The 21,045-nt window shown below is 66.4% G+C and carries 21 protein-coding genes; 12 read left to right on the forward strand and 9 right to left on the reverse strand.

The features are described from left to right. Position 1: 1 nt before the first annotated feature. Complete coding sequence (locus tag H4W01_RS21195; protein WP_334685399.1) at positions 2–838, forward strand: NAD(P)-dependent oxidoreductase; 837 nt, start codon at positions 2–4, stop codon at positions 836–838. Here the strand turns inward: H4W01_RS21195 and H4W01_RS21200 are convergent. The 3 genes from H4W01_RS21200 to H4W01_RS21210 are packed head-to-tail and all read right to left on the reverse strand — an operon-like array spanning position 748 to position 4,852. Then, complete coding sequence (locus tag H4W01_RS21200) at positions 748–1,665, reverse strand: DMT family transporter (protein ID WP_209613064.1); 918 nt, start codon at positions 1,663–1,665, stop codon at positions 748–750. The two genes, H4W01_RS21195 and H4W01_RS21200, sit on opposite strands and share 91 nt — an antisense overlap. After that, complete coding sequence (locus H4W01_RS21205; protein ID WP_209613065.1) at positions 1,662–2,663, reverse strand: threonine aldolase family protein; 1,002 nt, start codon at positions 2,661–2,663, stop codon at positions 1,662–1,664. Before H4W01_RS21205 ends, H4W01_RS21200 begins: the two co-directional genes overlap by 4 nt. Positions 2,664–2,704: 41 nt before the next feature. Further along, on the reverse strand, positions 2,705–4,852 hold the full coding sequence (locus H4W01_RS21210; RefSeq protein WP_209613066.1) for a transglycosylase domain-containing protein: 2,148 nt from the start codon (positions 4,850–4,852) through the stop codon (positions 2,705–2,707). Between the two features lie 213 nt (positions 4,853–5,065). Between H4W01_RS21210 and H4W01_RS21215 the strand changes: the two genes are divergently transcribed. From H4W01_RS21215 to H4W01_RS21225, 3 genes are read left to right on the forward strand one after another with little or no spacing between them, the layout of a single operon-like run. Further along, positions 5,066–5,656 carry an NADPH-dependent FMN reductase gene (locus tag H4W01_RS21215; RefSeq protein ID WP_010406066.1) on the forward strand — a complete coding sequence of 197 codons (591 nt, stop codon included), beginning with the start codon at positions 5,066–5,068 and terminating at the stop codon, positions 5,654–5,656. After that, positions 5,649–6,842, forward strand: a complete 1,194-nt coding sequence (locus tag H4W01_RS21220; protein WP_209613067.1) for a molybdopterin-dependent oxidoreductase — start codon at positions 5,649–5,651, stop codon at positions 6,840–6,842. Before H4W01_RS21215 ends, H4W01_RS21220 begins: the two co-directional genes overlap by 8 nt. Continuing rightward, positions 6,839–7,183, forward strand: a complete 345-nt coding sequence (locus H4W01_RS21225) for a cytochrome C nitrite reductase (RefSeq protein ID WP_209613068.1) — start codon at positions 6,839–6,841, stop codon at positions 7,181–7,183. The genes H4W01_RS21220 and H4W01_RS21225 overlap by 4 nt, the downstream gene beginning before the upstream one ends. On the opposite strand, the gene H4W01_RS21230 is transcribed toward H4W01_RS21225, so the two are convergent. The 3 genes from H4W01_RS21230 to H4W01_RS21240 all read right to left on the reverse strand — a co-directional run bounded on the left by H4W01_RS21230 (position 7,174) and on the right by H4W01_RS21240 (position 10,257). Further along, the gene (locus H4W01_RS21230) at positions 7,174–7,929 is read right to left on the reverse strand and encodes a sulfite exporter TauE/SafE family protein (RefSeq protein WP_209613069.1); all 756 of its coding nucleotides are present in this window, start codon (positions 7,927–7,929) and stop codon (positions 7,174–7,176) included. The two genes, H4W01_RS21225 and H4W01_RS21230, sit on opposite strands and share 10 nt — an antisense overlap. A 121-nt stretch (positions 7,930–8,050) precedes the next feature. Then, positions 8,051–9,259, reverse strand: coding sequence for a 23S rRNA (adenine(2503)-C(2))-methyltransferase RlmN (gene rlmN, locus H4W01_RS21235; protein ID WP_209613070.1), 1,209 nt, complete (start codon positions 9,257–9,259; stop codon positions 8,051–8,053). Between the two features lie 32 nt (positions 9,260–9,291). Next, complete coding sequence (locus H4W01_RS21240; protein ID WP_209613071.1) at positions 9,292–10,257, reverse strand: NAD(P)H-binding protein; 966 nt, start codon at positions 10,255–10,257, stop codon at positions 9,292–9,294. 90 nt (positions 10,258–10,347) lie between these two features. Here H4W01_RS21240 and H4W01_RS21245 point away from each other — a divergent pair, with 90 nt between their 5' ends. Further along, on the forward strand, positions 10,348–11,238 hold the full coding sequence (locus H4W01_RS21245) for a LysR family transcriptional regulator (RefSeq protein WP_010406078.1): 891 nt from the start codon (positions 10,348–10,350) through the stop codon (positions 11,236–11,238). Here the strand turns inward: H4W01_RS21245 and H4W01_RS21250 are convergent. Then, positions 11,228–11,707, reverse strand: a complete 480-nt coding sequence (locus H4W01_RS21250) for a hypothetical protein (RefSeq protein WP_334685441.1) — start codon at positions 11,705–11,707, stop codon at positions 11,228–11,230. The genes H4W01_RS21245 and H4W01_RS21250 overlap by 11 nt on opposite strands. Then, complete coding sequence (locus H4W01_RS21255) at positions 11,707–12,360, reverse strand: histidine phosphatase family protein (RefSeq protein ID WP_209613073.1); 654 nt, start codon at positions 12,358–12,360, stop codon at positions 11,707–11,709. The genes H4W01_RS21250 and H4W01_RS21255 overlap by 1 nt, the downstream gene beginning before the upstream one ends. Positions 12,361–12,497: 137 nt before the next feature. On the opposite strand from H4W01_RS21255, the gene H4W01_RS21260 reads away from it, so the two are divergent. The 3 genes from H4W01_RS21260 to H4W01_RS21270 all read left to right on the forward strand — a co-directional run bounded on the left by H4W01_RS21260 (position 12,498) and on the right by H4W01_RS21270 (position 15,294). Next, the gene (locus tag H4W01_RS21260) at positions 12,498–13,175 is read left to right on the forward strand and encodes an outer membrane protein (protein ID WP_010406084.1); all 678 of its coding nucleotides are present in this window, start codon (positions 12,498–12,500) and stop codon (positions 13,173–13,175) included. A gap of 147 nt (positions 13,176–13,322) precedes the next feature. Next, positions 13,323–14,435: a DNA polymerase III subunit beta gene (gene dnaN, locus H4W01_RS21265; RefSeq protein ID WP_209613074.1), complete on the forward strand. Its 1,113-nt coding sequence runs from the start codon at positions 13,323–13,325 to the stop codon at positions 14,433–14,435. Positions 14,436–14,514: 79 nt separating this feature from the next. Beyond that, on the forward strand, positions 14,515–15,294 hold the full coding sequence (locus H4W01_RS21270; RefSeq protein ID WP_209613075.1) for a Coq4 family protein: 780 nt from the start codon (positions 14,515–14,517) through the stop codon (positions 15,292–15,294). 187 nt (positions 15,295–15,481) lie between these two features. Here the strand turns inward: H4W01_RS21270 and H4W01_RS21275 are convergent, their stop codons facing one another. Next, positions 15,482–16,048, reverse strand: a complete 567-nt coding sequence (locus H4W01_RS21275) for a carboxymuconolactone decarboxylase family protein (protein ID WP_209613076.1) — start codon at positions 16,046–16,048, stop codon at positions 15,482–15,484. A gap of 98 nt (positions 16,049–16,146) precedes the next feature. On the opposite strand from H4W01_RS21275, the gene recF reads away from it, so the two are divergent. The 4 genes from recF to gyrB all read left to right on the forward strand — a co-directional run bounded on the left by recF (position 16,147) and on the right by gyrB (position 21,022). Next, the gene (gene recF / locus H4W01_RS21280) at positions 16,147–17,202 is read left to right on the forward strand and encodes a DNA replication/repair protein RecF (protein WP_209613077.1); all 1,056 of its coding nucleotides are present in this window, start codon (positions 16,147–16,149) and stop codon (positions 17,200–17,202) included. A 159-nt stretch (positions 17,203–17,361) separates the two neighbouring features. Beyond that, entirely contained in the window at positions 17,362–17,595 is a 234-nt protein-coding gene (locus H4W01_RS21285) for a hypothetical protein (RefSeq protein WP_209613078.1), read from the forward strand. Then, positions 17,588–18,427, forward strand: coding sequence for an SPFH domain-containing protein (locus tag H4W01_RS21290; RefSeq protein ID WP_209613079.1), 840 nt, complete (start codon positions 17,588–17,590; stop codon positions 18,425–18,427). Before H4W01_RS21285 ends, H4W01_RS21290 begins: the two co-directional genes overlap by 8 nt. Before the next feature lie 87 nt (positions 18,428–18,514). Further along, the gene (gene gyrB / locus H4W01_RS21295; RefSeq protein WP_209613080.1) at positions 18,515–21,022 is read left to right on the forward strand and encodes a DNA topoisomerase (ATP-hydrolyzing) subunit B; all 2,508 of its coding nucleotides are present in this window, start codon (positions 18,515–18,517) and stop codon (positions 21,020–21,022) included. The last annotated feature ends 23 nt before the right edge of the window (positions 21,023–21,045 follow it).

Here is a 21,045-nt window from a genome sequence, read left to right on the forward strand (position 1 = left end):
TGTGCGGCTGCTGATCTTCGGGCTTGGCTATACCGCACAAGTGCTGGCGGCGCGGGTGCGTGCTGCGGGCGGGGTGGTGGTGGGCACCACGCGCGATGGGCGCGACGGCACGATCCGCTTCGAAGATACTGCGGCCGTTGCGCTGGAACTCGGCGTGGCGACGCATATCCTGTCCTCGGTGCCGCCGGCGGGCGAGGTCGATCCGGTGCTGACGCGCTATGGCGAGGCGCTGGCGGCGACGCAGGCTTGGCGCGGCTATCTCTCCTCGACCGGCGTCTATGGCGATACCGGCGGTGCCTGGGTCGATGAATCCGCAGCCATCGGCCATGGTCGGCGCAACGCACGCGCTGAGGCCGATTCCGCCTGGCAGGCGATCGGCGCGCGGGTGTTCCGCTTGCCCGGCATCTATGGCCCCGGTCGTTCTCCGCTCGATCGTGTCGCCAGTGGGAGCGCGCACCGCGTCATCGCGCCCGGCCAGATGTTCAGCCGGGCCCATGTCGATGACATCGTTAGCGGCGTGATCGCCGGGTTCGATGCCCCGGCGGGCGCCTACAATATCGCCGACGATTGCCCGGCGAGCCAGAATGCGGTGGTGGAATATGCAGCGCGGATGCTGGGCATGGTCCCTCCGTCGATCGTGTCCCTCGACGCGCTGTCGCCGATGGCGCGCGGTTTCTATGCCGAGAATCGGCGGGTGGCGAACGGCAAGGCCAAGCGCGTGCTCGGCTGGACCCCGCTTTACCCCGATTACCGCGCGGGTCTGCGCGCCCTGAGCGCGATGATGAGCCCGCCGATCACCAAGGCCGCGCCCGCTCCGGTGAGCGGCGACCAGCGATAGCCTTCGAACAGCGTCGACAGGCACATGGCGATGACGGGGACGAGCACGCCTGAATAGGCCGCCTTGGCCGGGCCGATCACCCGAATCACGCCGAAATAGAGCGGAAAGGCGATCGCCGAGGCGAACACGCCGAGATAGAGCGTGGCGGCGAGATAGGGCAAGGTCGGCTCGATCACCGGTGGCCCGGTCGTCACCCAGGCAAAGGCGGCGTCGAAGGTCGCACCGATCAGCATCGCCACCGCCAGGGTCGAATTCATCGGATAGGCGCGCGCGGTGCGCGTGCCTTGCATGACATTGGCGGTCGAGGCGGAGAAGATCGCCAGCGTGGTGAAACCGATCCCGGTCAGCACTTCGCCTGGGCCATGCGGATCGATCCTTATCTCGCGCAGGAACAGCAAGGTGACCCCGATCATCGCCACGCCGACCCCGACGAGCAATTGCCGCCCGAGCCGCTGGCCGAGGAAAATCCGCCCGAACAAGGCATTGGGCAGCAGCATCAGCGCGAACACCACCGCCACCAGCCCGGAGGCGATATGCGCCTCGGCGCGATAGACGAAGTTGAAGTTGAGGCAGAATTGCATCAGCCCGAGCAAGGCGGCAAAGCCCCAGCCGCGCCCATCGAGCCGGATGCGCTCTCCCCGCAGCGTGGCATAGCCGAGCATCACGATGCCCGCGACGAGGAAGCGATAGGTGACCGACCAGCTTGGCGGCACCACGCCCAATTGCCCGCGAATGACCAGCCAGGTCGATCCCCAGATCAGCGTGACGATGCCGAAGGGGATCAGGATCGCGAGGCGGCTGGAATTGGCGGGCGGCGCGTCGCTCAAAGCGCTGCGATCGCGTCGGCCAGCGGGCGGATGTCCTCGGGCCGCTGGTTCCACGAGATCACCAGCCGCGCTTCGCCGGGACCCCAGTCATAGAAATCGAAACCGAGCGCGCGCAGCTTCTCGGCCTCGGCGGCGGTGACGCGCAGGAACACTTCATTCGCCTCGACCGGATTGACCAGCCGGTCGCCCGCCGCCTGCGCCAGCAAGGCCGCCCCGGCATTGGCACCCCGGGCCAGATCGAGCCACAAATTGCCATCGAGCATCGCCAGCAATTGCGCCGCGAGATAGCGACCCTTGGACAGCAGCAGCCCGGCGCGCTTGCGGCGATAGAGCGTCGCGGCGGCGAGTTCGGGCTTGAAGAAGATCAGCGCCTCGGCGCTCATCCCGCCATTCTTGACGAAGCCGAAGCTCAACGCATCGACCCCGGCACGCCACGTCACATCGGCGGGCGCGCAGCCGAGATGCGCGACGGCATTGGCGAAGCGCGCGCCATCCATATGCAGGCCAAGCCCGCGTTCGCGCGCGAGATGGCCGATCGCGGCGACGTCATTGGGGGTATAGACCAGCCCATATTCGGTGGCGTTGGTGATCGAGATGGCATGCGGTTGCACCTGGTGCACGTCGGTGCGCGTCGCATCGAGCACGGCGGCGATCGTCGCGGGTGTCAGCTTCGCGCCATCGCCCTCGGCCAGCAGTAATTTGGCACCGTGGGTGTAGAATTCGGGCGCGCCGGCTTCGTCATTCTGGATATGCGCGTCGCGGTGGCACACGATCGCGCCGTGGGGCGGGCACAGAGCGGCGAGCGCGAGGCAATTGGCCGCGGTGCCCGAGGGCACCCACAAGGCGCGCACCGGGGTTTCGAACAGGTCCGAAAAGCGCGCGTCGAGCTGTTTGCTCCAGCCATCGCCGTCATATGCGGTGTCGAGCACATTGGCGTCGGCCATGGCGGCCATGACGCTTGGATGGACGGGGGCGGCGTTGTCGGAGAAGAAGCGCATCGCCTAGCAATGCGGGTGCGTTTGCCCGGCGTCAACCGGCGCTATTGGCCGTCGCTCGGATCGCTCTGGTCGCGGCGCGGCGCGCGGTCTTCGGGGGCGTCGCGGCGGCGGTCGCGCTGGTCGGGGCGGCTGGGCGCGAAGTCGATTTCACCATTGCGCAAGCGGATCCGCCCGACGCCCGGAATTTCACCCTCGACCGGGGGAATGACGCTTGGGTCGAGGAAGTTTTCCAGCGTGTCGCTGATGCTGTTATCGGCATCTGGGTCGACATCGTCGACCGCTTCGGGCGCGGCGGCGGGGCCGACGCCGAGCGCGGTCTGCATGAAATCGCGCCATACCCGCGCCGGAATGCCGCCACCGGAAAGCCCGGCATTGGGGGTGTTGTCGTCATTGCCGACCCAAACGCCGACCACGAGGCCATTGGCGAAGCCGACGAACAAGGCATCGCGGCTGTCCTGCGTGGTGCCGGTCTTGCCATAGGTTTTGACCGACAAAGCGGCGGCGCGCCCGGTGCCGGTTTCGGCGGAGGCGGAGAGCAAATCGAGCATCTCGTCATGGATCGTGCCGTCGAGCGCGCGCGTGCGATCGGTCAGCGCAGCCATGATGCCGTGCTCCGCCGGAGCGGCCTCCAGCCCGTGCGCGTGGACCGGATAGCGTTCGGCGAGGATCGCGGCATAGGCCGAAGTCAGTTCGAGCAGCGACATGCTCGACGTGCCGAGCGCGATCGTCGCTTCATTGGGAATGGGTGAAGTGACGCCGAGATCGCGCGCCGCCTGGATGACATTGGCGACGCCGACTTGTTGGGTGATCCGCGCCGCCGCGACATTGGACGAGCGCGCAAACGCCTGGCGCAGCGTAATCGGCCCGAGATAGCGGCCATCGGCGTTCTTGGGCGACCAATTGGCGATGGTGACGGGCTTGTCGTCGATCACCGAATCGGGGGTCATGCCGTGGCGCATCGCTGCCAGATAGACGAACAGCTTGAAGGCGGAGCCGGGCTGGCGCTGGGCTTGCGTCGCGCGGTTGAACGGGCTGTCGGCATAGGATTTGCCGCCGACCATCGCGACGACGCGGCCATCGGGGCGCATCGCGACCAGGGCGACCTGCGCCTGACGCAAGCCCGCACGCCGCACGGCATGTTCGGCGGCGCGTTGCAGGCGGCGGTCGAGCGTGGTCTGCACGGTCGTCTCGGTCGCGATCTCGCCGGCGCGGTCGCGCGCCTCGGGCAGCACCCAATCGGCGAAATAGGTGCCGTTGGGCAGCACCTGGGTATGATCGGCAATGGGTCGCGCTGGACGGACTTCGGCCGCGTCGGCTTTGTCGAGGAAACCGGCATCGACCATCGCCGCGACGACCAGAGCGGCACGATCGCGCGCGCCCTTCAGGTTTATCGTGGGGGCGAGCTTGGACGGGGCCTTGACCAGCCCGGCCAGCATCGCCGCCTGGCCGATCGACAGATTTTCCGGCGTCCGCCCGAAATAATGCCGGGCGGCAGCGCGCAGGCCATAGACGTTGTCGCCGAAATAGACGTTGGACAGATAGCGCGACAGGATCTGGTCCTTGGTCAGCCACGCCTCCAGCCAGAAGGCGATCATCACTTCGCGGATCTTGCGCGCGGCGGTGCGATCCGAATCGAGAAAGGCGTTCTTGGCGAGCTGCTGCGTGATCGTGCTGCCGCCCTGATCGCGCCCCTTGGAGGTGATGTTGTGGAAGAAGGCGCGGGTGATGCCGCGCGGATCGATCCCCCAATGCGTGCGGAAGCGGCGATCCTCGATTGCGAGGAAGGCGTTGGTGACATTCTTGGGCAGCTTGGCGGCATCGACCGGCGCGCCCAGGATCGCGCCGCGCCGCGCGATCGGCGTGCCGTCATCGGCGAGCAGCGTGATGCTGGGCGGGGTCGGCGGTTGCAGCGATTTCGACAAAGGTGCGGTCACCGCCAGCCAGCCGACCGCGAACACGAACAGCACGATCAGCGCCGCGATCCCGCGCATGACCCAGCGCAGCCGGCTGGTCCGCTGTATCGTCGACAGGTCGGCCGCATACCCCTCTGCGCCATAGGCGTCCTCATCGCCATCGAGCGAGTCACCGCGCGGCGCAGGGCGTTCGGGCGGCGGCATACCGCCGGTCAGTTCGAGCGCATCGTCCGCGCGCTGCGGCCGATCGGCCGGATCGAAGGGATAGGAACGCATGGACTAGATCCCGCTACACCGAAAGCGTGTGTTATTCATATAAAACAGATCGTGCAAGCAAGGGTCACGCATCGGCGTCGGATGTAGCAGTGTGACGCGCAGCGCGCGAGGGGCAGCGCTCGGCGCGCGAGTTCGCGATTGAGCCCGGCGCGCGTGAGCGCTATCGAACGCGCATCGCGGCCGCGTGCCGTCCTGATCCGAAAGATGTCCCCGATGGCCGATTCCGCGTCCGATCTGCCCCTTGTCGTCGGGATTGGCGGCACGATCGGCGGCGTCTCCTCGACCGAGCGCGCGCTGGCGATCGCGCTGGAGGCGGCGGCGCGCGAGGGGTTCCGCACGCGTATGTTCGGCGGGGCCGACATGGCGCAGCTGCCGCTTTATGACCCGAAGGCGACGACGCGCACAGCGCAGGAACGCGACTTCGTCGATACCGTGCGGCAGGCATCGGCGCTGATCATCGCCTCGCCCGGCTATCACGGCAGTATTTCGGGCGTGGTCAAGAATGCGCTCGATTTGCTGGAGGAAACCGCGCGCGATCCGCATCGCCCGTATCTGGCCGACATGCCGGTCGGGCTGATCGCGACGGCCTATGGCTGGCAGGCGACGGGCAGCACGATCGCGGCTTTGCGTTCGATCGTCCATGCGCTGCGCGGCTGGCCGACGCCGTTCGCCGCCGCAGTCAACACGCAATTGACCAAATTCGATGCCGAGGGCGGCGCGAGCGACCCCGCTGTGATCGAGCAGCTCTCGCTGGTCGGGCAGCAAGTCGCACGCTTTGCGCCGATTGCGGTGCCGCATGGCTGAGTGGCTGCGACAGCCGATCGCGCGGCGCAGCGCACTCACGCTCGGCGCGGGCGCGCTGGCGAGCAGCCCGCTCTGGGCGCAGTCGCTGGTTGATCTTGGGTTTTCGCAAGGCGATGGCCGCCGTCCGCTGACCGATGCCTTTCCGGGCAAGCGCGGCATGATCCTGCAGCGCACGCGTGCGCCCTTGCTGGAAACGCCGATGGCGGCGTTTGACGGGGAATTGGGCGCATCGACCTTCACGCCCAACGATCGCTTCTTCGTGCGCTGGCATTATGCCGACATTCCGTTGTCGGTCGATGTCGACGCCTTCCGGTTGCAGGTCGGTGGTGCGGTCAAGCGGCCTTTGTCGCTGAGCCTCAAGCAAGTGCAGGCGCTGCCGCAAGTCGAGATCGCGGCGGTGAATCAGTGCTCGGGCAATTCGCGTGGGCTTTTCGGCCCGCGCGTGCCCGGCGCGCAATGGGGCAATGGCGCGATCGGCAATGCGCTGTGGACCGGCGTGCGCTTGCGCGATTTGCTCGAGCGCGCGGGCGTCGCGCCGGGGGCGGTGCAAGTGCAGTTTGCCGGGCTTGATCGGCCACCGGGCGATGCGCCGTGGTTCGCCAAGTCGCTCGCGATCGACCATGCGCGCGCCGATGAGGTGATTGTGGCGTATGGCATGAACGGCACGCAACTGCCCATGCTCAACGGCTTTCCGCTGCGCTTGATCGTGCCGGGCTGGTTCTCGACCTATTGGATCAAGGCGCTCGACCGCATCACCGTGCTGAGCGCGCCCGATACGGGCTATTGGATGGACAAGGCCTATCGCATCCCGGCGAAGCCGCGGGCGAGCGTGGTGCCCGGCGCCAAGGACTTCCCGACCGAGCCGATCAACCGGATGCCGCCGCGCGCGTTCTTCACCCGCGCCGATGCGGGCGGCGTGCGCGGGATCGCGCTGGGCGGGGATGCGGGCGTGGCCAGGGTCGAGTGGTCGATCGATGGCGGCAAGAGCTGGCACGCGGCGCAGCTTGGGCCCGATGCGGGGCGCTATGGTTTTCGGCGCTGGGCGGCGTCGGTGCCGCCGGGCGCACAGACGGTGGCGGTGCGCACCACCAACAGCCGTGGCGAAACGCAAAGCTTCGACCCGATCTGGAACCCCGGTGGCTATCGGCGCAGCAGCATCGAGACGATGACGGTGGGGGCGGCATGACCCGCGCCGTCATCGCCCTGGCCGCGCTCGTCGTGCTGGCGGGATGCCAGCGCTATCCGACGCCGCAGGATTATCGGAGCGGAGGCGCGTCGACGCCGATCGTGCTGACCTCGCAAAGCATCACCTTGCCGGATGAGACGGTGACGCTTCCCGCCAGTGCCGAAATCGTGACGATCAATTGCACGGCGTGCCATTCGCCCGATTTGATCCTCGCGCAGCCCAAGCTCAAGCCCGAGCAATGGCAGGCCGAAGTGACCAAGATGCGCGGTGCCTATAAAGCGACGATCGATGAGAAGGACGACGGCAAGATCGTCGCGGCCTTGCTCGCACTTCAGAAATAGGCGCGCCAGAAAAACACCAAAGTGGTCGCGCCGGTGACGAACAAGGTCCAGCCGCGCACCACGCCGTGTGGCAAGCGCTTGCCGATATGCGCGCCGATCCAGCCGCCGAACACCGCGCCGACCAGCATCGGCAGGCACGCCGCCCAGGCGATCAGCCCGGCGAGGATGAAAATGATCGCGGCGGCGGCATTGGCGATGGCGAGCATCAAGGTGCGCGGCGCGAAAAGGGCGCGCGGCGAGACGTTTGCAAGCAGGCCATAGACGGCGGTGGTCATCAGCCCGACCCCGCCGCCGAAATAACCGCCATAGATGCCGAGCGCGGCTTGCACGACGACCAGCATGTGCGGCGTGATGGTGACGCGGCTGTGCAGCGCATCGGCGGCGCGCTTGCCGAAGGTGATGACGACGAAGGCGAACAGCAGCAGCCACGGAATCAGCAAGTCGAACACATGCGTCGGCGTCGCCCAGAGCAGCGCGCTGCCGACCAGCCCGCCGCCAAAGGTGATCGCGGCGAGCAAGCGGATGCGGACCCCGCCGATCGGCTGCAATTCGTCGCGAAACGCCCAGGCGCTGGTCGCGGCGCCTGGCAACAAAGCGAGGTTGGAGGTGGCGTTGGCGGTGTTGGCGGGCAGGCCGAGCGCGATCAGCGCGGGCAGCGTGGCGAAGGTGCCGCCGCCCGCCAGCGCGTTCATCGCGCCGCCAAGGATGCCAGCGCCCGCTGACAGGGCGATCGTCGTCAGGTTCACGCCAATTCCGTCATGCCGGGCTTTGTCCCGGCATCCACCGTGCCGCACATTCCGCCGACCCGACTTCTGGCGTGCGCGGCACAGCGAGGCAAGGTGCCTGGGTGGGCAGAAAGACGGGGGGTCAGCCCAGCGCTGCCTGCTTTTCCTCGGCCAGCCGGTCGAGTTCGGCGCGGCTTCGCTTTTCGCTCGCGGTTTTCAACTGACCGCAGGCGGCATCGATGTCGCGTCCGCGCGGGGTGCGCACGGGTGCGCTGATCCCGGCATCGAACACGATGTTGGAGAAGGATTTGATCCGTTCCGGCGTCGAGCATTCATAGGGCGCGCCGGGCCAGGGGTTGAACGGGATCAGGTTCACCTTGGCGGGCAGATCATATTTCTTCAGCAGCCGCACCAGCTCGCGCGCATCGGCGTCGCTGTCATTCTTGTCCTTCAGCATGACATATTCAAAGGTAATGCGCCGCGCATTGTTGGCGCCCGGATAATCGGCGCACGCCTGCAACACCTGTTCGAGCTTATATTTGCGGTTGATCGGCACGATCTCGTCGCGAATCTCGTTGGTGACGGCATGGAGCGACACGGCGAGGTTGACCGAGATTTCCTCGCCGGCGCGCGCCATCAGCGGCACCACGCCGCTGGTCGACAGCGTGATGCGGCGGCGCGACAGACCGATGCCGTCGCCATCCATCACGATCTTCAGGCCATCGCGGACATTGTCGAAATTGTACAGCGGCTCGCCCATGCCCATCATCACGATGTTGGTGAGCATCCGCCCCTCGGGCTGGCTCGGCCATTCGCCCAGCGCATCGCGCGCGAGCATCACCTGGCCGACGATCTCGCCCGGCGTCAGGTTGCGCACCAGCCGCATCGTGCCGGTGTGGCAGAAGCGGCAGTTGAGCGTGCAGCCGACCTGGCTCGACACGCACAAGGTCCCGCGATCGGCATCGGGGATGAACACCATCTCATAATCATTGCCGTCATCGGTGCGCAGCAGCCATTTGCGCGTGCCGTCGGTCGACACTTGCGCTTCGACCACTTGCGGGCGGCTGATGGTGAAACGCTGTTCCAGCCAGGGCTGCATCGCCTTGGAAATATCGGTCATCAGCGCAAAATCGGTGACGCCGCGATTGTAGATCCAGTGCCACAATTGCTTGGCGCGCAATTTCGCCTGTTTGGGGTCGAGCTGCGAGGTTTCCAGCGCCATCCGCAGATCGGCCTTGGACAGGCCGAGCAAATCGATTCGCCCGTCGCTGCGCGGCACCAGCGCGCGTGGCACGGGTACGGGATCGATATGCCCCGGAATGGGCATGGAGAGGGCTGGAGCTGTCTGCATCCGGGGCACATAGGCTAAAATGCCCGCTTTTTCTACTCCCGCCGGTTTTCGTGCGGCAGGCAGCCCAGCGCGCGCAGCGTCGTGGCCATCGCCTGGTCGAGCGGAGTGTGCGGTTCCAGGCCCAGCAGGGCCACCAGATCGCGATTGTCGAGCGCGAGCGGGTGACGCCAGAAGGGGCGCATCTCGATCAACTCGCGCATCGTCGCGTTGAACGGCGCGATCAGCGGCAGCAGCGCCCAGGGCATCCGCCGCAGCGGCAACGCCGGATCGCCGGCGGCGTGGCGGATCGCATTTGGGAACAGCGTGCCGTGGGGATCGTAATAGCCCGCGAAATGATAGTGCGCGAAGGCGGGCAGAGTCGCATCGCGGTTCAGCAGGCGGGCGAAGGTTTCGCCGACATCGGGCAGATAGGCCCAGCTATGCCCGACTCCGCGGTCACCGGGATAGAGGATCGATCGCACCGGCTTGCCCGGCGTGACCATGCCCTGCGACAGCCAGCTGCCACCGGCGCGCGGGCCGAAATAATCGCCCGCGCGCAGGATGAGGCCACGCATTCCGCGGCGGCAGGCGGCTTCGATGCGCTGCTCCATCGCGACGCGGATCGCACCCTTGCGGGTCGTTGGCTGTTGCGGTGACTCGACCTGCGCGACGGTGATGCTGCGAACGTCGTAATTGTAGATCGTGCCGGGCAAGGCGAGCCGCGCGCCGACAGCCTCGGCGGCGGCGATGCTGTTGTCGAGCATCGGCAATACCAGCGTGTTCCAGTTGCGATAGCCGGGCGGGTTGACGGCATGGACGATCGCATCGACGCCGCGCGCTGCATTCAACACCGCAGCGGCGTCCAGCGCATCGCCGTCGATCCAGCTAAAGCCCGGCTGCGGCGCTCGTGGTGTCCGTGTCAGCGCGCGCACCTGCCAGCCCTGCGCGACCAGCGCCCGCGCGGTTTCCCCGCCGACGCCGCCATTGGCACCCAAGATCAAAGCCATTTTGTGGGTCATTTTTCGCCTCCTGCTGCGATGCCCCGGAGATACGCGCACGAGAGGGTGTCGAAAATTGTCAGGAACTGGCAGGCAGCCTATACAAAAAGAATGAGCATCGACTCGATCGACTGGGAACGCCAGCGCGCCTTTCTCGCCGTGCTGCGCACGGGCAGCCTGTCGGGGGCGGCGCGGCTGCTCGACATTGCGCAGCCGACGGTGCGGCGACGGATTGCCGAACTGGAGGTGGCGACGGGGGCGGCGCTGTTCACCCGCACGCCCGGTGGCCTGCAACCGACCGAGGCCGGGCGAGCCGTCGCAGGCCATGCCGAGGCGATGGACCATGCCGCCGCCGCCTTTGTCCGTGCGGCGAGCGTTTCGGCCGAGGTCGCCGGGCGCGTGCGCATCTCCGCGAGCGAGATCATCGCGGTCGAAGTGCTGCCGCCGATCCTCGCGGGGTTACAGCGCGCGCATCCCGGTTTGATGATCGACTTGTCGCCGACCAATCGCAACGAAGACGTCCTGCGGCGCGAGGCGGATATTGCGGTGCGCATGGTCCGCCCGACGCAGGAGGCGCTGGTCGCGCAGCGCATCGGCGATGTGCCGCTCGGCCTGCATGCGCGGCGCGACTATCTGGCCGAGCACGGCGTGCCGCACAGCATTGCCGAGCTCGCGCAGCATCGCATCATCGGCGTCGAGCATGACAATGCCATCCTGCGCGGAATGCGCGCGCAAGGCTGGCCGATCGATCTCGAGCGCTTCGGCTTTCGCAGCGATCATGACCTCGCCCAGCTTGCGGCGATTCGCGCGGGCTTGGGGATAGGCTTTTGCCAGATCGGGCTGGCCATGCGCGACCCCGAGCTGGTGCGGGTGTTGCCCGATACCGTGGCGGTGGCGCTGGAAACCTGGGTCGTCACGCATGAGGATCTGCGCAGCGTTGCCAGGATCCGCGCGACCTTCGATCATCTGGTCGCGGGCTTGCGCGGCTATATCAGCGCCTGAGGCACCCCAGCGACGCTGCGTCGATCGCGGTGGCGGCCCCGCGCAGCGCATAGACATCGGCGAACGGCGCGCCGCTTTTGGCGAGCGTCTCGACGCTCATGCTGCGGCTGGAGCGAATCGCGGTGACGATCGCGGCGTCGGTGCGCGCATCGGGGGCCCAGGCATCGGCATTGCCCGCGACCAGATCGAAGCGCCGTTCGCCGACCGACAGCGTGACGCGCGATTGCGGGTTGCGTTCGCGGCTGAGGCGGATGTGGAGCTGGTTGCGCACGCCTTGCCCCGGCCAGGTGGCGATGCTGGCGAACGGTCGCCAGGCGGACGCCCCGCCCGACTGCGCCGGGGCGGCGATCGCGTAGCAGCGCAGCGGAGACGGATCGGTAAAGGCCCCCCAGCGATCGAACACGCCGAGCGATTCGCGTGCGGCGGCAGGAGCGGCGAGCAGGACCAGCAAAACCGCCACCCGCCGCATCATGCAGGGGCGTGCCCCAGGCCGAGATGCACAACGCTTTCGATCCCGCGATCGATCATCACCACCGACCCTTGTGGCAATCCCGGAGCGGCGGGGGCGTCGAAACCGGGCACGTCCGCCGCGCCCGTCATCACCCCGCGCAGCACCCGGCTGGAAATGCCGTGCATGATGACGAGCCGGTCGCCCTCGTCATCGGTCGTGTCCGCCAGCCAGCCTGATACGCGCGCCGCAATCTCGGGATAGGTTTCACCATCGGGTGCTGGAAACAGCAGCCCCGCCGTCCGATCGACCACGCGCGCGCCCTCGGCGGCGAGATCGGCATAATAGCGCCCGCCCCAAGCGCCCGTCTCGATTTCGACCAGCCGCGAATCGGTCTGCGCCGTGTGCCAGTCGAGGTCGAGATGCTCGGCGATCACCGCGAGCGTCTGCAGCGCGCGTCCGGTGGGGGAGGCCCATAGCGTCAGTGCCGGTTTGGCCCCGAGATTTTTGCGCAGCGCCCGCCCCATTTCCTCGGCCTGGGCAAAACCGGCGCGGGTCAGCGGGGTGTGAACATGGTCGCCCTGCAACCGCCCGACCACATTGAACACCGTTTCGCCGTGACGCGCGATGAAATCGCGGCCCTTTCGTGGCGGCATCTGGGCGTTGGAATCCATGGCCTGCCTTTCAACCCCGTGTGACGCAAAAGCAACGGTTTTCCTCGTTGTCTGAGGTTCATGCAACTCCCGGCCGGGCTGCCTATTTGAGGGTTCCCCACACAGTATCCGTGGGATGTACCAACGGAGTTACCCCAATGCGTAAGCTAGCCCTCACCGCCACCGCCGCCGCTTTCGGCCTCGGCCTGGCCGCCCCCGCCTTCGCTCAGGACGGACCCCCGCCGGCGCGCGACGACGCGACCTTCACCGGCCCGCGCGTCGGCGTCATCCTCGGCTATGACAAGCTGCAGCCGGGCCGCGGTCCCAATTCCAGCATCAGCAGCGATCGCAAGGCCGACGGCCTGACCTATGGCGGCGATTTCGGCTATGACGTGGCGCTCAACCGCTTCGTGATCGGCGCCGAAGGCGAAGTTACCGGCTCGACCGGCGATGTCAGCAACGCGCCGACCAGCGCCGCCGCGCTCGGCTATGGCCGCGTCAAGCAGGGCCGCGATCTGTATGCCGGTGCCCGCATCGGTTATGTCGTTGCGCCGAAGACGTTGATCTACGCCAAGGGTGGTTACACCAATGATCGCCTCGATCTGACCGCGAACAACGGCACCACCACCACCGGCGCGCACTATAACCTCGATGGCTACCGCGTTGGCGCGGGTGTCGAGCAGAAGATCGGCCGCACCACCTACGCCAAGCTCGAATATCGCTATTCCAACTATGGCGATGCGCGGCTGGAATATGCCAATGGCGGCAACACCAACAATTTCAGCGTCGACACCGACCGTCATCAGGTCGTTGCCGGGCTGGGTGTCCGCTTCTGATGCAAGCTGCCTGTTTGCAGGCGTAAAACGGGGGTCGGGGCGCTTGCCCCGGCCCCTTTTATGTTTAAGGAAAGAGACACGGCGAATTGCCCCCGACGCATGCGCGTCCGGCGGGAGTGAAGTGGGCGTTGGGCCCGGGGGAACGACATGAAGGCGACGATCGAACGGGCGACTCTGTTGAAGGGCTTGAGCCACGTCCAATCGGTGGTGGAACGGCGCAACACCATTCCGATCCTCTCCAACGTGCTGATCGAGGCGACCGCCGAGGGCGGCCTCAAGCTGATGGCGACCGATTTGGACTTGCAGATCAACGAGACGGTCGCAGCCGCAGTTGACCAGCCGGGGTCGACCACGGTGTCGGCGCACACGCTGTTCGACATTTGCCGCAAGCTGCCCGAAGGCAGCCAGGTGTCGCTCGCCGCCGCTGACGGCAAGCTGACGATCATGGCCGGGCGCGCCAAATTCCAGCTCGGCACGCTGCCGCGCGATGATTTCCCGGTGATCGCCGAGGGCGAACTGCCAGTGTCGTTCGAACTGCCCGCCGAGACGCTCAAGCAGATCATCGACAAGACGCGCTTCGCCATCTCGACCGAGGAAACGCGCTATTATCTGAATGGCATCTTCTGGCACGTGTCGGAAGACCCGCTGCCGGTGCTGAAGGCCGCCGCGACCGATGGCCATCGCCTGGCGCGCATCACCATGCCGCGGCCCGAGGGGGCCGAGGGCATGCCCGACATCATCATTCCGCGGAAGTGCGTGGCCGAACTGCGCAAGCTGCTCGACGAAGTCGATGGGTCGGTCGGCGTGTCGATGTCGGCGACCAAGATCCGCTTCGATCTGGGCCAGGCGCTGCTCACCTCCAAGCTGATCGACGGCACCTTCCCCGATTATTCGCGCGTCATCCCGACGGGCAATGACAAGATCCTCAAGATCGATCCGCGCAGCTTCGAAGAGGGCGTCGACCGCGTCAGCACGATCGCGACCGAAAAGACGCGCGCGGTGAAGATGGCGCTGGACCGTGACAAGATCATCCTGTCGGTGACCAGCCCCGAAAACGGTACGGCGGCGGAAGAAGTGCCGGGCGAATACACCTCGCTGGGCTTCGAGATCGGCTTCAACAGCCGCTATCTGCTCGACATTCTCGGCCAGCTCCAGGGCGACACGATCGAAGTGCATCTGGCCGACGCCGCCGCACCGACGCTGATCCGCGAGAATGACAAATCGGCCGCTTTGTATGTGCTGATGCCGATGCGGGTGTGAGGGACGCCTCCACCTAAAGGCCGATTGACGTAGCGGCACCCGATCTTTATTGACACTCGTGTCAGCAAGGATCGAATCGATGGCCAAGCTTCCGCCTTTTCCGGGTACGACCGGGCGTCGCGACTGGCGCACGGCGTTTGACGCCATTCGCAAGCTGCTCGCCAATGGCGATGACACCACGCAAGTGTTTCGCATCATGCGCGCGCTGAACATCGGCAATGCGCCAATGAATTACGCGCGGCTGATCGCGACCACGCAGGGCGGGCGGCTGGCGTCGGAACAGGTCGAGCTGGCGGCGCGCTTTTCCGATCCGGCGTTCGTTGCGCGCTTCGCGCCCGGTACGGTCGGTGCGGCCTATCGCCATTTCCTCGAGACGACGGGCTATTCCGCCGACGGGCTGGTCGCGGTCAGCAAGGTGATCAGCGAAGATCAGGTCCAGCATCCCTATGCCTGGTTCGGCCGCCGTGTGCGCGACACGCATGACATCTGGCATGTGCTGACCGGCTATAAAGCCGACGAATCGCTCGGCGAGGCGTGCCTGGTCGCGTTCAGTTATGCGCAGGTCGGCGGGCTCGGCTGGGCGTTCATCGCGGTGGCAGCGGCGCTGAAGAGTTTGAAGGCGACCGGCAACACGCTGTTCGCCCGCGCGGTGTGGGAAGGCTATCGCCACGGCCGCCGCGCGCAGTGGTTGTCGGGCGAGGATTATGAGGCGCTGCTGGCGGAGCCGATCGACACGGCGCGCGCGCGGTTGGGGATCGCCACGCCGACCGCCTATCTGAAGGCCCAGCGCGAGCTGGGGCCGGAAATGGCCTCCTACCTCAGCCAGCGGCGCGCGGACGCGGCCCCGGCTGCCGCCTGATTCGGTCACGATCTCGTTCAAGCGAATCGTACCCCATCCCCATCCCCATCCACGTCCACGTCCACGTTCGCCCTGAGCCTGTCGAAGGGCTCCCTCCGCAGGCGACATCCTCGCTTGTGGGGGGCGGGGCTTCGACAGGCTCAGCCCGAACGGGATTGCGGTTATCGCTGTGTAAGAGACATTGACTCTACTCGCGCTCGGGCACCGGCACGTTGAAGCCGTTGAGCGTCATCGACACCAACGCATACAGCCCGACCAGATAGATCAATTCATTGGTGCCGTGCTGGCCGAACGTGTCGAGCGCGAGGCGGTAGCACGGCTCGGGCAGCACCCCGCCATTGACCAAAGCGAAGGCCACATCATAGGCGACGCTTTCTTCCGGCGAGAGGTCGCGCGGCTTGATGTTGGCGCACAGCTCCGACAGCCGCTGCGGCGACATCTGCTCGTGCTCGGCCACCGCGATATGCGCATAGATCTCGTAAGCGGCATCGAAATGCGCGCCGCACACCAGGATGGCGATCTGGCGCGGCTTGTCGTCGAGCGTCGCTTGCGCCGTCATCGCCTTGGTCAGTTCCCACACCGCCTTGCCGATCACGGGTTCGTGCAGCCACGGATTCCACGGTCCGATCAGCGCGCCATTGGCATCGACCGTCTTGAACACGTTGAAATTGGAGGCGATGCCCGCCTTCATATCCTCATAAAGCGGCTTTTGCTGCTCGGTCAGGTCGGCGGGGGTGATCAGGGGCAAGCGCATCGACGGTCTCCTTCGGCGCGGCAGCGCATCAGCGCCGCCTTGGTTCCTGAATGTGCGCGGAAATTGCGAAAGCTGCGCGACAGGGTAGAGCGGATGCGATGCTGACGCGCCTGGTCCTGACCGATTTCCGCAACCATGCCGATCTGGCGATCGCGCCGGGGCCGGGCTTTGTCGTGCTGACGGGCGAAAATGGCGCGGGCAAGACCAATGTGCTCGAAGCCGTATCGCTGCTGGCACCAGGGCGGGGCTTGCGCCGTGCGAGCCTCGGCGAAATGGCGCGGCAAAGCGGGCGCGGCGGCTTCGGCGTAGCAGCGGAGCTGGTCGGCGACGTGGCGATCGCGACGGGGACGCAAGCCGCCGCGCCCGAGCGCCGGATCGTGCGCGTACAGGGCGCAGCGGTGGCGGCGACGGCGCTGGCGGAATGGTTGACGGTCTTGTGGCTGACCCCGGCGATGGACCGCTTGTTCGTCGAGCCACCGGGCGAGCGGCGGCGCTTTCTCGACCGGCTGACGCTGGCGCTCAGCCCCGGTCACGCCGTCCATGCCAATCGCTACGAAGCGGCGATGCGCGCGCGCAACCGTCTGCTGGGGGAGGAGGGCCCACCCGACCGCGACTGGCTGGCCGCGCTGGAAGCGCAAATGGCAGACCATGGCGCGGCGATCGATGCGGCACGGCGTGCGACGGTGGCGGCGCTCGGCGAACGCCTGGCCGATCAGCCCGAGGGGCCCTTCGCGCGCGCCGGGCTCCGCCTCGAAGGGTGGACCGGCGATGGCGCGACATTGGCGGCGGACCTGGCGCAAAGCCGCGCGCGCGATGCAGCGGCGGGCCGCACGCTGGTCGGGCCGCACCGCAGCGATCTGGCGGTGACGCATCTCGGCAAGGGCCAGGCGGCGGCCTTGTGCTCGACCGGGGAACAGAAGGCGCTGCTGCTTGGGCTGATCCTCGCCCATGCCGGGCTGGTCGCGGAACGCACCGGCGCGCCACCGATCCTGCTGCTCGACGAAGTAGCCGCTCATCTCGATCCCGTGCGCCGCGCCGCGTTGTTCGAGCGGCTGGCGGGGACGGGGCAAGTGTGGATGACCGGCACCGAGCCTGCGCTGTTTGCCGAGCTTGATGGAGCGGCGTTGCGGCTGACGCTTGGGGCGGGCGGATAACGGTACGGCAGGCCCAGCGGCTGCATCCACGATTGCACGCCGTGCATCCCGATTGTCATTGTGTCGCACCCGTAACAGGCAGATATTCCCACTCGCGCTTCCGATGAAGCGCTGCGGCCCCGGCATCCTATCGGGGGCGTTCCGGGGCAAAGCTCTTTCATGAAATCGCTGGATCTGTGGCTCGTCGGCTTCGGCTTGCGCTGCGCAGGGCTGCTCGTGTGCGAGCTTGCCTGTTTCGCGTTCGTCATCCCGACGCTGTTCAATTTGCATAGCGACGCGGCGGATGCCGCGGCCGCGCTGATCGCGCTCGTTGCTTTGGTGGCAGGCTTTCTGTCGGGCACCGCGCTGACGCGCGAATTCACTCTCCTCTTGCTGGACAAGGACCATGACTAAGTTCGTTCGTTTCGTGCCGCTACTGGCGATCCCGCTGATTGCGATCGTGCCGATGAGTTCGTGCAGCCGGGTCGAGCCGGGGCATGTCGGCATCAAGGTGAGCAATTTCGGCAGTTCGGCGGGCGTGTCCGACCATGCGCTGGGCGTGGGCTGGTATTTCACGCCGGTCGGCACCAACATTTATGAATATCCGATCTACACCTCGACCTATGCCTGGACCAAATCCTCGACCGAGCAGAGCCAGAGCGATGAGGAATTTCCGTTTCAGGATCGCAACGGGCTCAACCTGTCAGCAGATGTGTCGGTCGCGTATCGCGTCGATCCGGTGAAGGCGCCGATCCTGTTCCAGAAATACCGGATCGACATGGCCGGGATCGTCGCCGGGCCGCTGCGCAATGCCGTGCGCAGCGCGCTGAACGAGGAAGCGGCGGGGCTGGGAATCGAGGAGATTTACGGCCCCAAAAAGGCGGCGTTGCTGTCGGCAGTGCAGCGCGATGTCGCGCGCTATTTCGAGCCGGTCGGGCTGCATGTCGAGCAGCTGTATTGGGCGTCGAACATCCGCGTGCCCGACCAGGTGCTGAGCCAGATCAACACCAAGATCGCCAATGAACAGGCAGCGCTTGCGGCGCAGGCCAACGTGGCGACGGTCAAGGCCAATGCCGATGCGCGCATTGCCGATGCCGACGGCAAGGCCAAGGCGTCGCAGATCGAGGGCGATGCGCTGCGCGCCAACCCCGCGATCCTGCGCCAGCGCGCGATCGAGAAATGGGACGGCAAGCTGCCGACCTATAGCTCCGGCAGCGGGCAATTGCCGTTCATCACCGAAAAATAGCCGTATCCGGCCCGGGGCTCTGCGCGTCCCGGGCCGGGAAACGCCATTTTGCTTCCGTTTTCTTAGCCGTGACCCTATAGGCTTGGCATGGCAGAAGACCCCAATACCAACGATTATGGCGCGGACTCGATCAAGGTGCTCAAAGGCCTTGACGCGGTGCGCAAACGCCCCGGCATGTATATCGGCGATACCGACGATGGCTCCGGCCTCCACCACATGGTGTTCGAGGTGTCGGACAATGCGATCGACGAGGCTCTGGCCGGGCATTGCGACCGGATCGACATTACGCTGAACGCCGATGGATCGGTGTCGGTCGAGGACAATGGCCGCGGCATTCCGACCGGCATCCATACCGAGGAAGGCGTTTCGGCAGCCGAGGTCATCATGACCCAGCTTCATGCCGGTGGTAAGTTCGAGAACACCTCCGACGACAACGCCTATAAGGTGTCGGGCGGTCTGCACGGCGTCGGCGTGTCGGTGGTCAACGCGCTGTCCGAATGGCTCGATCTGACGATCTGGCGCGACGGGCAGGAACATTATATGCGCTTCGCGTTCGGCGATGCGGTGGCACCGCTCAAGGTCGTCGGCCCCGCGCCGGGGCGCAAGGGCACCCGCGTTACGTTCTTTCCGAGCCCTGCCACCTTCAAGATCACCGAATTCGATTTCGACAAGCTCGAGCATCGCTATCGCGAGTTGGCGTTCCTCAATTCGGGCGTGCGGCTGTATCTCAACGATGCGCGCCACGAAGAGGTAAAGACAGTCGAGCTCTATTATGAGGGCGGCATTGCCGCGTTCGTGAAATATCTCGATCGCAACAAGATCCCGCTGATGCCCGAGCCGGTGGCGATTGCGGGCACGCGCGACGATGTGACGATCGACGTCGCGCTGGAGTGGAACGACTCCTATTACGAGAACGTCCTCGCCTTCACCAACAACATCCCGCAGCGCGACGGCGGTACGCACATGGCGGCGTTCCGCGCGGCGATGACGCGCACGCTCAACAATTATGCCGAAAAGTCGGGGCTCCTGAAGAAGGAGAAGGTCACGCTGACCGGCGACGACATGCGCGAGGGGCTGACCGCGATCGTCTCGGTCAAGCTGCCCGACCCGAAGTTCAGCAGCCAGACCAAGGACAAGCTCGTCTCGTCCGAAGTGCGCCAGCCGCTCGAAAGCCTGATGGCGGACAAGCTCGCCGAATGGCTCGAGGAGAATCCGGCGCATGGCAAGGCGATCGTCGCCAAGATCATCGATGCTGCCGCCGCCCGCGAAGCCGCCAAAAAGGCGCGCGAGCTGACGCGGCGCAAGGGCGTGATGGACATCGCCTCGCTGCCGGGCAAGCTGGCGGATTGCCAGGAGCGCGATCCGGCCAAGTCCGAACTGTTCCTGGTCGAGGGCGATTCGGCTGGCGGTTCGGCCAAGCAGGGCCGCGACCGGCATTTCCAGGCGATCCTCCCCTTGCGCGGCAAGATCCTCAACGTCGAGCGCGCGCGCTTCGACCGGATGCTGTCGTCCAAGGAAATCGGCACGCTGATCCAGGCGATGGGCACTGGCATCGGCCGCGACGACTTCAATGTGGAAAAGCTGCGCTACCACAAGATCGTCATCATGACCGACGCAGACGTGGACGGCGCGCATATCCGCACGCTGTTGCTGACCTTCTTCTATCGCCAGATGCCCGACATCATCACCAACGGGCACCTCTATATCGCGCAGCCGCCGCTCTATAAGGCGACGCGCGGGCGCTCCGAGGTGTATCTGAAGGACGATAACGCGCTCGACGACTATCTGGTCGAGAATGGCGTGGCGAGCACGGTGCTGGAAAGCGCTGGCGGATCGCGCTCGGGTGCCGATCTGCGCTCGCTGGTCGACCATGCGCGGCGGATGCGCACGCTGATGCGCTATGTGCCCAGGCGGTATGAGCCGACGATCGTCGAGGCGCTGGCGATGGGCGGTGCGCTCGATCCGGCGCTCGACCCCGAGGCGCGGCGTGCGGTGGTGGTGCAAGTGGTGCGCGGGCTCGATGCCGGCGACCCCGAGGCGCGCTGGTCGGCGCGGCTTGCCGACGATAGCGGCTTCCATGTCGAGCGCGTGTGGCGCGGCGTGACCGATCGCCACACGATCGAGGGCGCGTTCCTGGGCTCGGCCGAGGCGCGCAAGCTCCATGCGCTCGCGGTCGAGCAGCAAGAAGCGTATGAACAGACCGCGCGGATCGTGTCGAGCAAGGCCGCAGCGGCGGTCCAGGCCGAAGCCGATGCCGCAGCGGATGCGGCGGAAGAGGAACCCGTAGCGCAGGCAACGGTCGCCCCGGCGAAGGGCAGCGCGATGGTCGCGCGGCCCTCGCAATTGCTTGAGGCGATTCTGGCGGCGGGGCGCAAGGGCCTCGCGATCCAGCGCTATAAGGGCCTGGGCGAAATGAATGCCGAGCAATTGTGGGAAACCACGCTAGACCCGCAGAACCGCTCGATGCTGCGCGTCGAGATCGAACAGGCCGATGTCGCCGACGAGATCTTCACGCGGCTGATGGGTGATGTGGTCGAGCCGCGGCGCGAATTCATCCAGGAGAATGCGCTGAGCGTCGCCAATCTCGACGTTTGAGAGGCGGAACCCGCGCCGTGCGG

Source organism: Sphingomonas sp. PL20 (assembly GCF_017875905.1).
GTDB lineage: Bacteria > Pseudomonadota > Alphaproteobacteria > Sphingomonadales > Sphingomonadaceae > Sphingomonas > Sphingomonas echinoides.

What these genes read in the sequence shown, in the direction of transcription:
- H4W01_RS21205 (WP_209613065.1), bottom strand. Translation starts at nt 2,663, where the DNA reads ATGCGCTTCTTCTCCGACAACGCCGCCCCCGTCCATCCAAGCGTCATG.
- H4W01_RS21210 (WP_209613066.1), bottom strand. Translation starts at nt 4,852, where the DNA reads ATGCGTTCCTATCCCTTCGATCCGGCCGATCGGCCGCAGCGCGCGGAC.
- H4W01_RS21215 (WP_010406066.1), top strand. Translation starts at nt 5,066, where the DNA reads ATGGCCGATTCCGCGTCCGATCTGCCCCTTGTCGTCGGGATTGGCGGC.
- H4W01_RS21220 (WP_209613067.1), top strand. Translation starts at nt 5,649, where the DNA reads ATGGCTGAGTGGCTGCGACAGCCGATCGCGCGGCGCAGCGCACTCACG.
- H4W01_RS21225 (WP_209613068.1), top strand. Translation starts at nt 6,839, where the DNA reads ATGACCCGCGCCGTCATCGCCCTGGCCGCGCTCGTCGTGCTGGCGGGA.
- rlmN (WP_209613070.1), bottom strand. Translation starts at nt 9,259, where the DNA reads ATGCAGACAGCTCCAGCCCTCTCCATGCCCATTCCGGGGCATATCGAT.
- H4W01_RS21240 (WP_209613071.1), bottom strand. Translation starts at nt 10,257, where the DNA reads ATGACCCACAAAATGGCTTTGATCTTGGGTGCCAATGGCGGCGTCGGC.
- H4W01_RS21245 (WP_010406078.1), top strand. Translation starts at nt 10,348, where the DNA reads ATGAGCATCGACTCGATCGACTGGGAACGCCAGCGCGCCTTTCTCGCC.
- H4W01_RS21250 (WP_334685441.1), bottom strand. Translation starts at nt 11,707, where the DNA reads ATGCGGCGGGTGGCGGTTTTGCTGGTCCTGCTCGCCGCTCCTGCCGCC.
- H4W01_RS21255 (WP_209613073.1), bottom strand. Translation starts at nt 12,360, where the DNA reads ATGGATTCCAACGCCCAGATGCCGCCACGAAAGGGCCGCGATTTCATC.
- H4W01_RS21260 (WP_010406084.1), top strand. Translation starts at nt 12,498, where the DNA reads ATGCGTAAGCTAGCCCTCACCGCCACCGCCGCCGCTTTCGGCCTCGGC.
- dnaN (WP_209613074.1), top strand. Translation starts at nt 13,323, where the DNA reads ATGAAGGCGACGATCGAACGGGCGACTCTGTTGAAGGGCTTGAGCCAC.
- H4W01_RS21270 (WP_209613075.1), top strand. Translation starts at nt 14,515, where the DNA reads ATGGCCAAGCTTCCGCCTTTTCCGGGTACGACCGGGCGTCGCGACTGG.
- H4W01_RS21275 (WP_209613076.1), bottom strand. Translation starts at nt 16,048, where the DNA reads ATGCGCTTGCCCCTGATCACCCCCGCCGACCTGACCGAGCAGCAAAAG.
- recF (WP_209613077.1), top strand. Translation starts at nt 16,147, where the DNA reads ATGCTGACGCGCCTGGTCCTGACCGATTTCCGCAACCATGCCGATCTG.
- H4W01_RS21285 (WP_209613078.1), top strand. Translation starts at nt 17,362, where the DNA reads ATGAAATCGCTGGATCTGTGGCTCGTCGGCTTCGGCTTGCGCTGCGCA.
- H4W01_RS21290 (WP_209613079.1), top strand. Translation starts at nt 17,588, where the DNA reads ATGACTAAGTTCGTTCGTTTCGTGCCGCTACTGGCGATCCCGCTGATT.
- gyrB (WP_209613080.1), top strand. Translation starts at nt 18,515, where the DNA reads ATGGCAGAAGACCCCAATACCAACGATTATGGCGCGGACTCGATCAAG.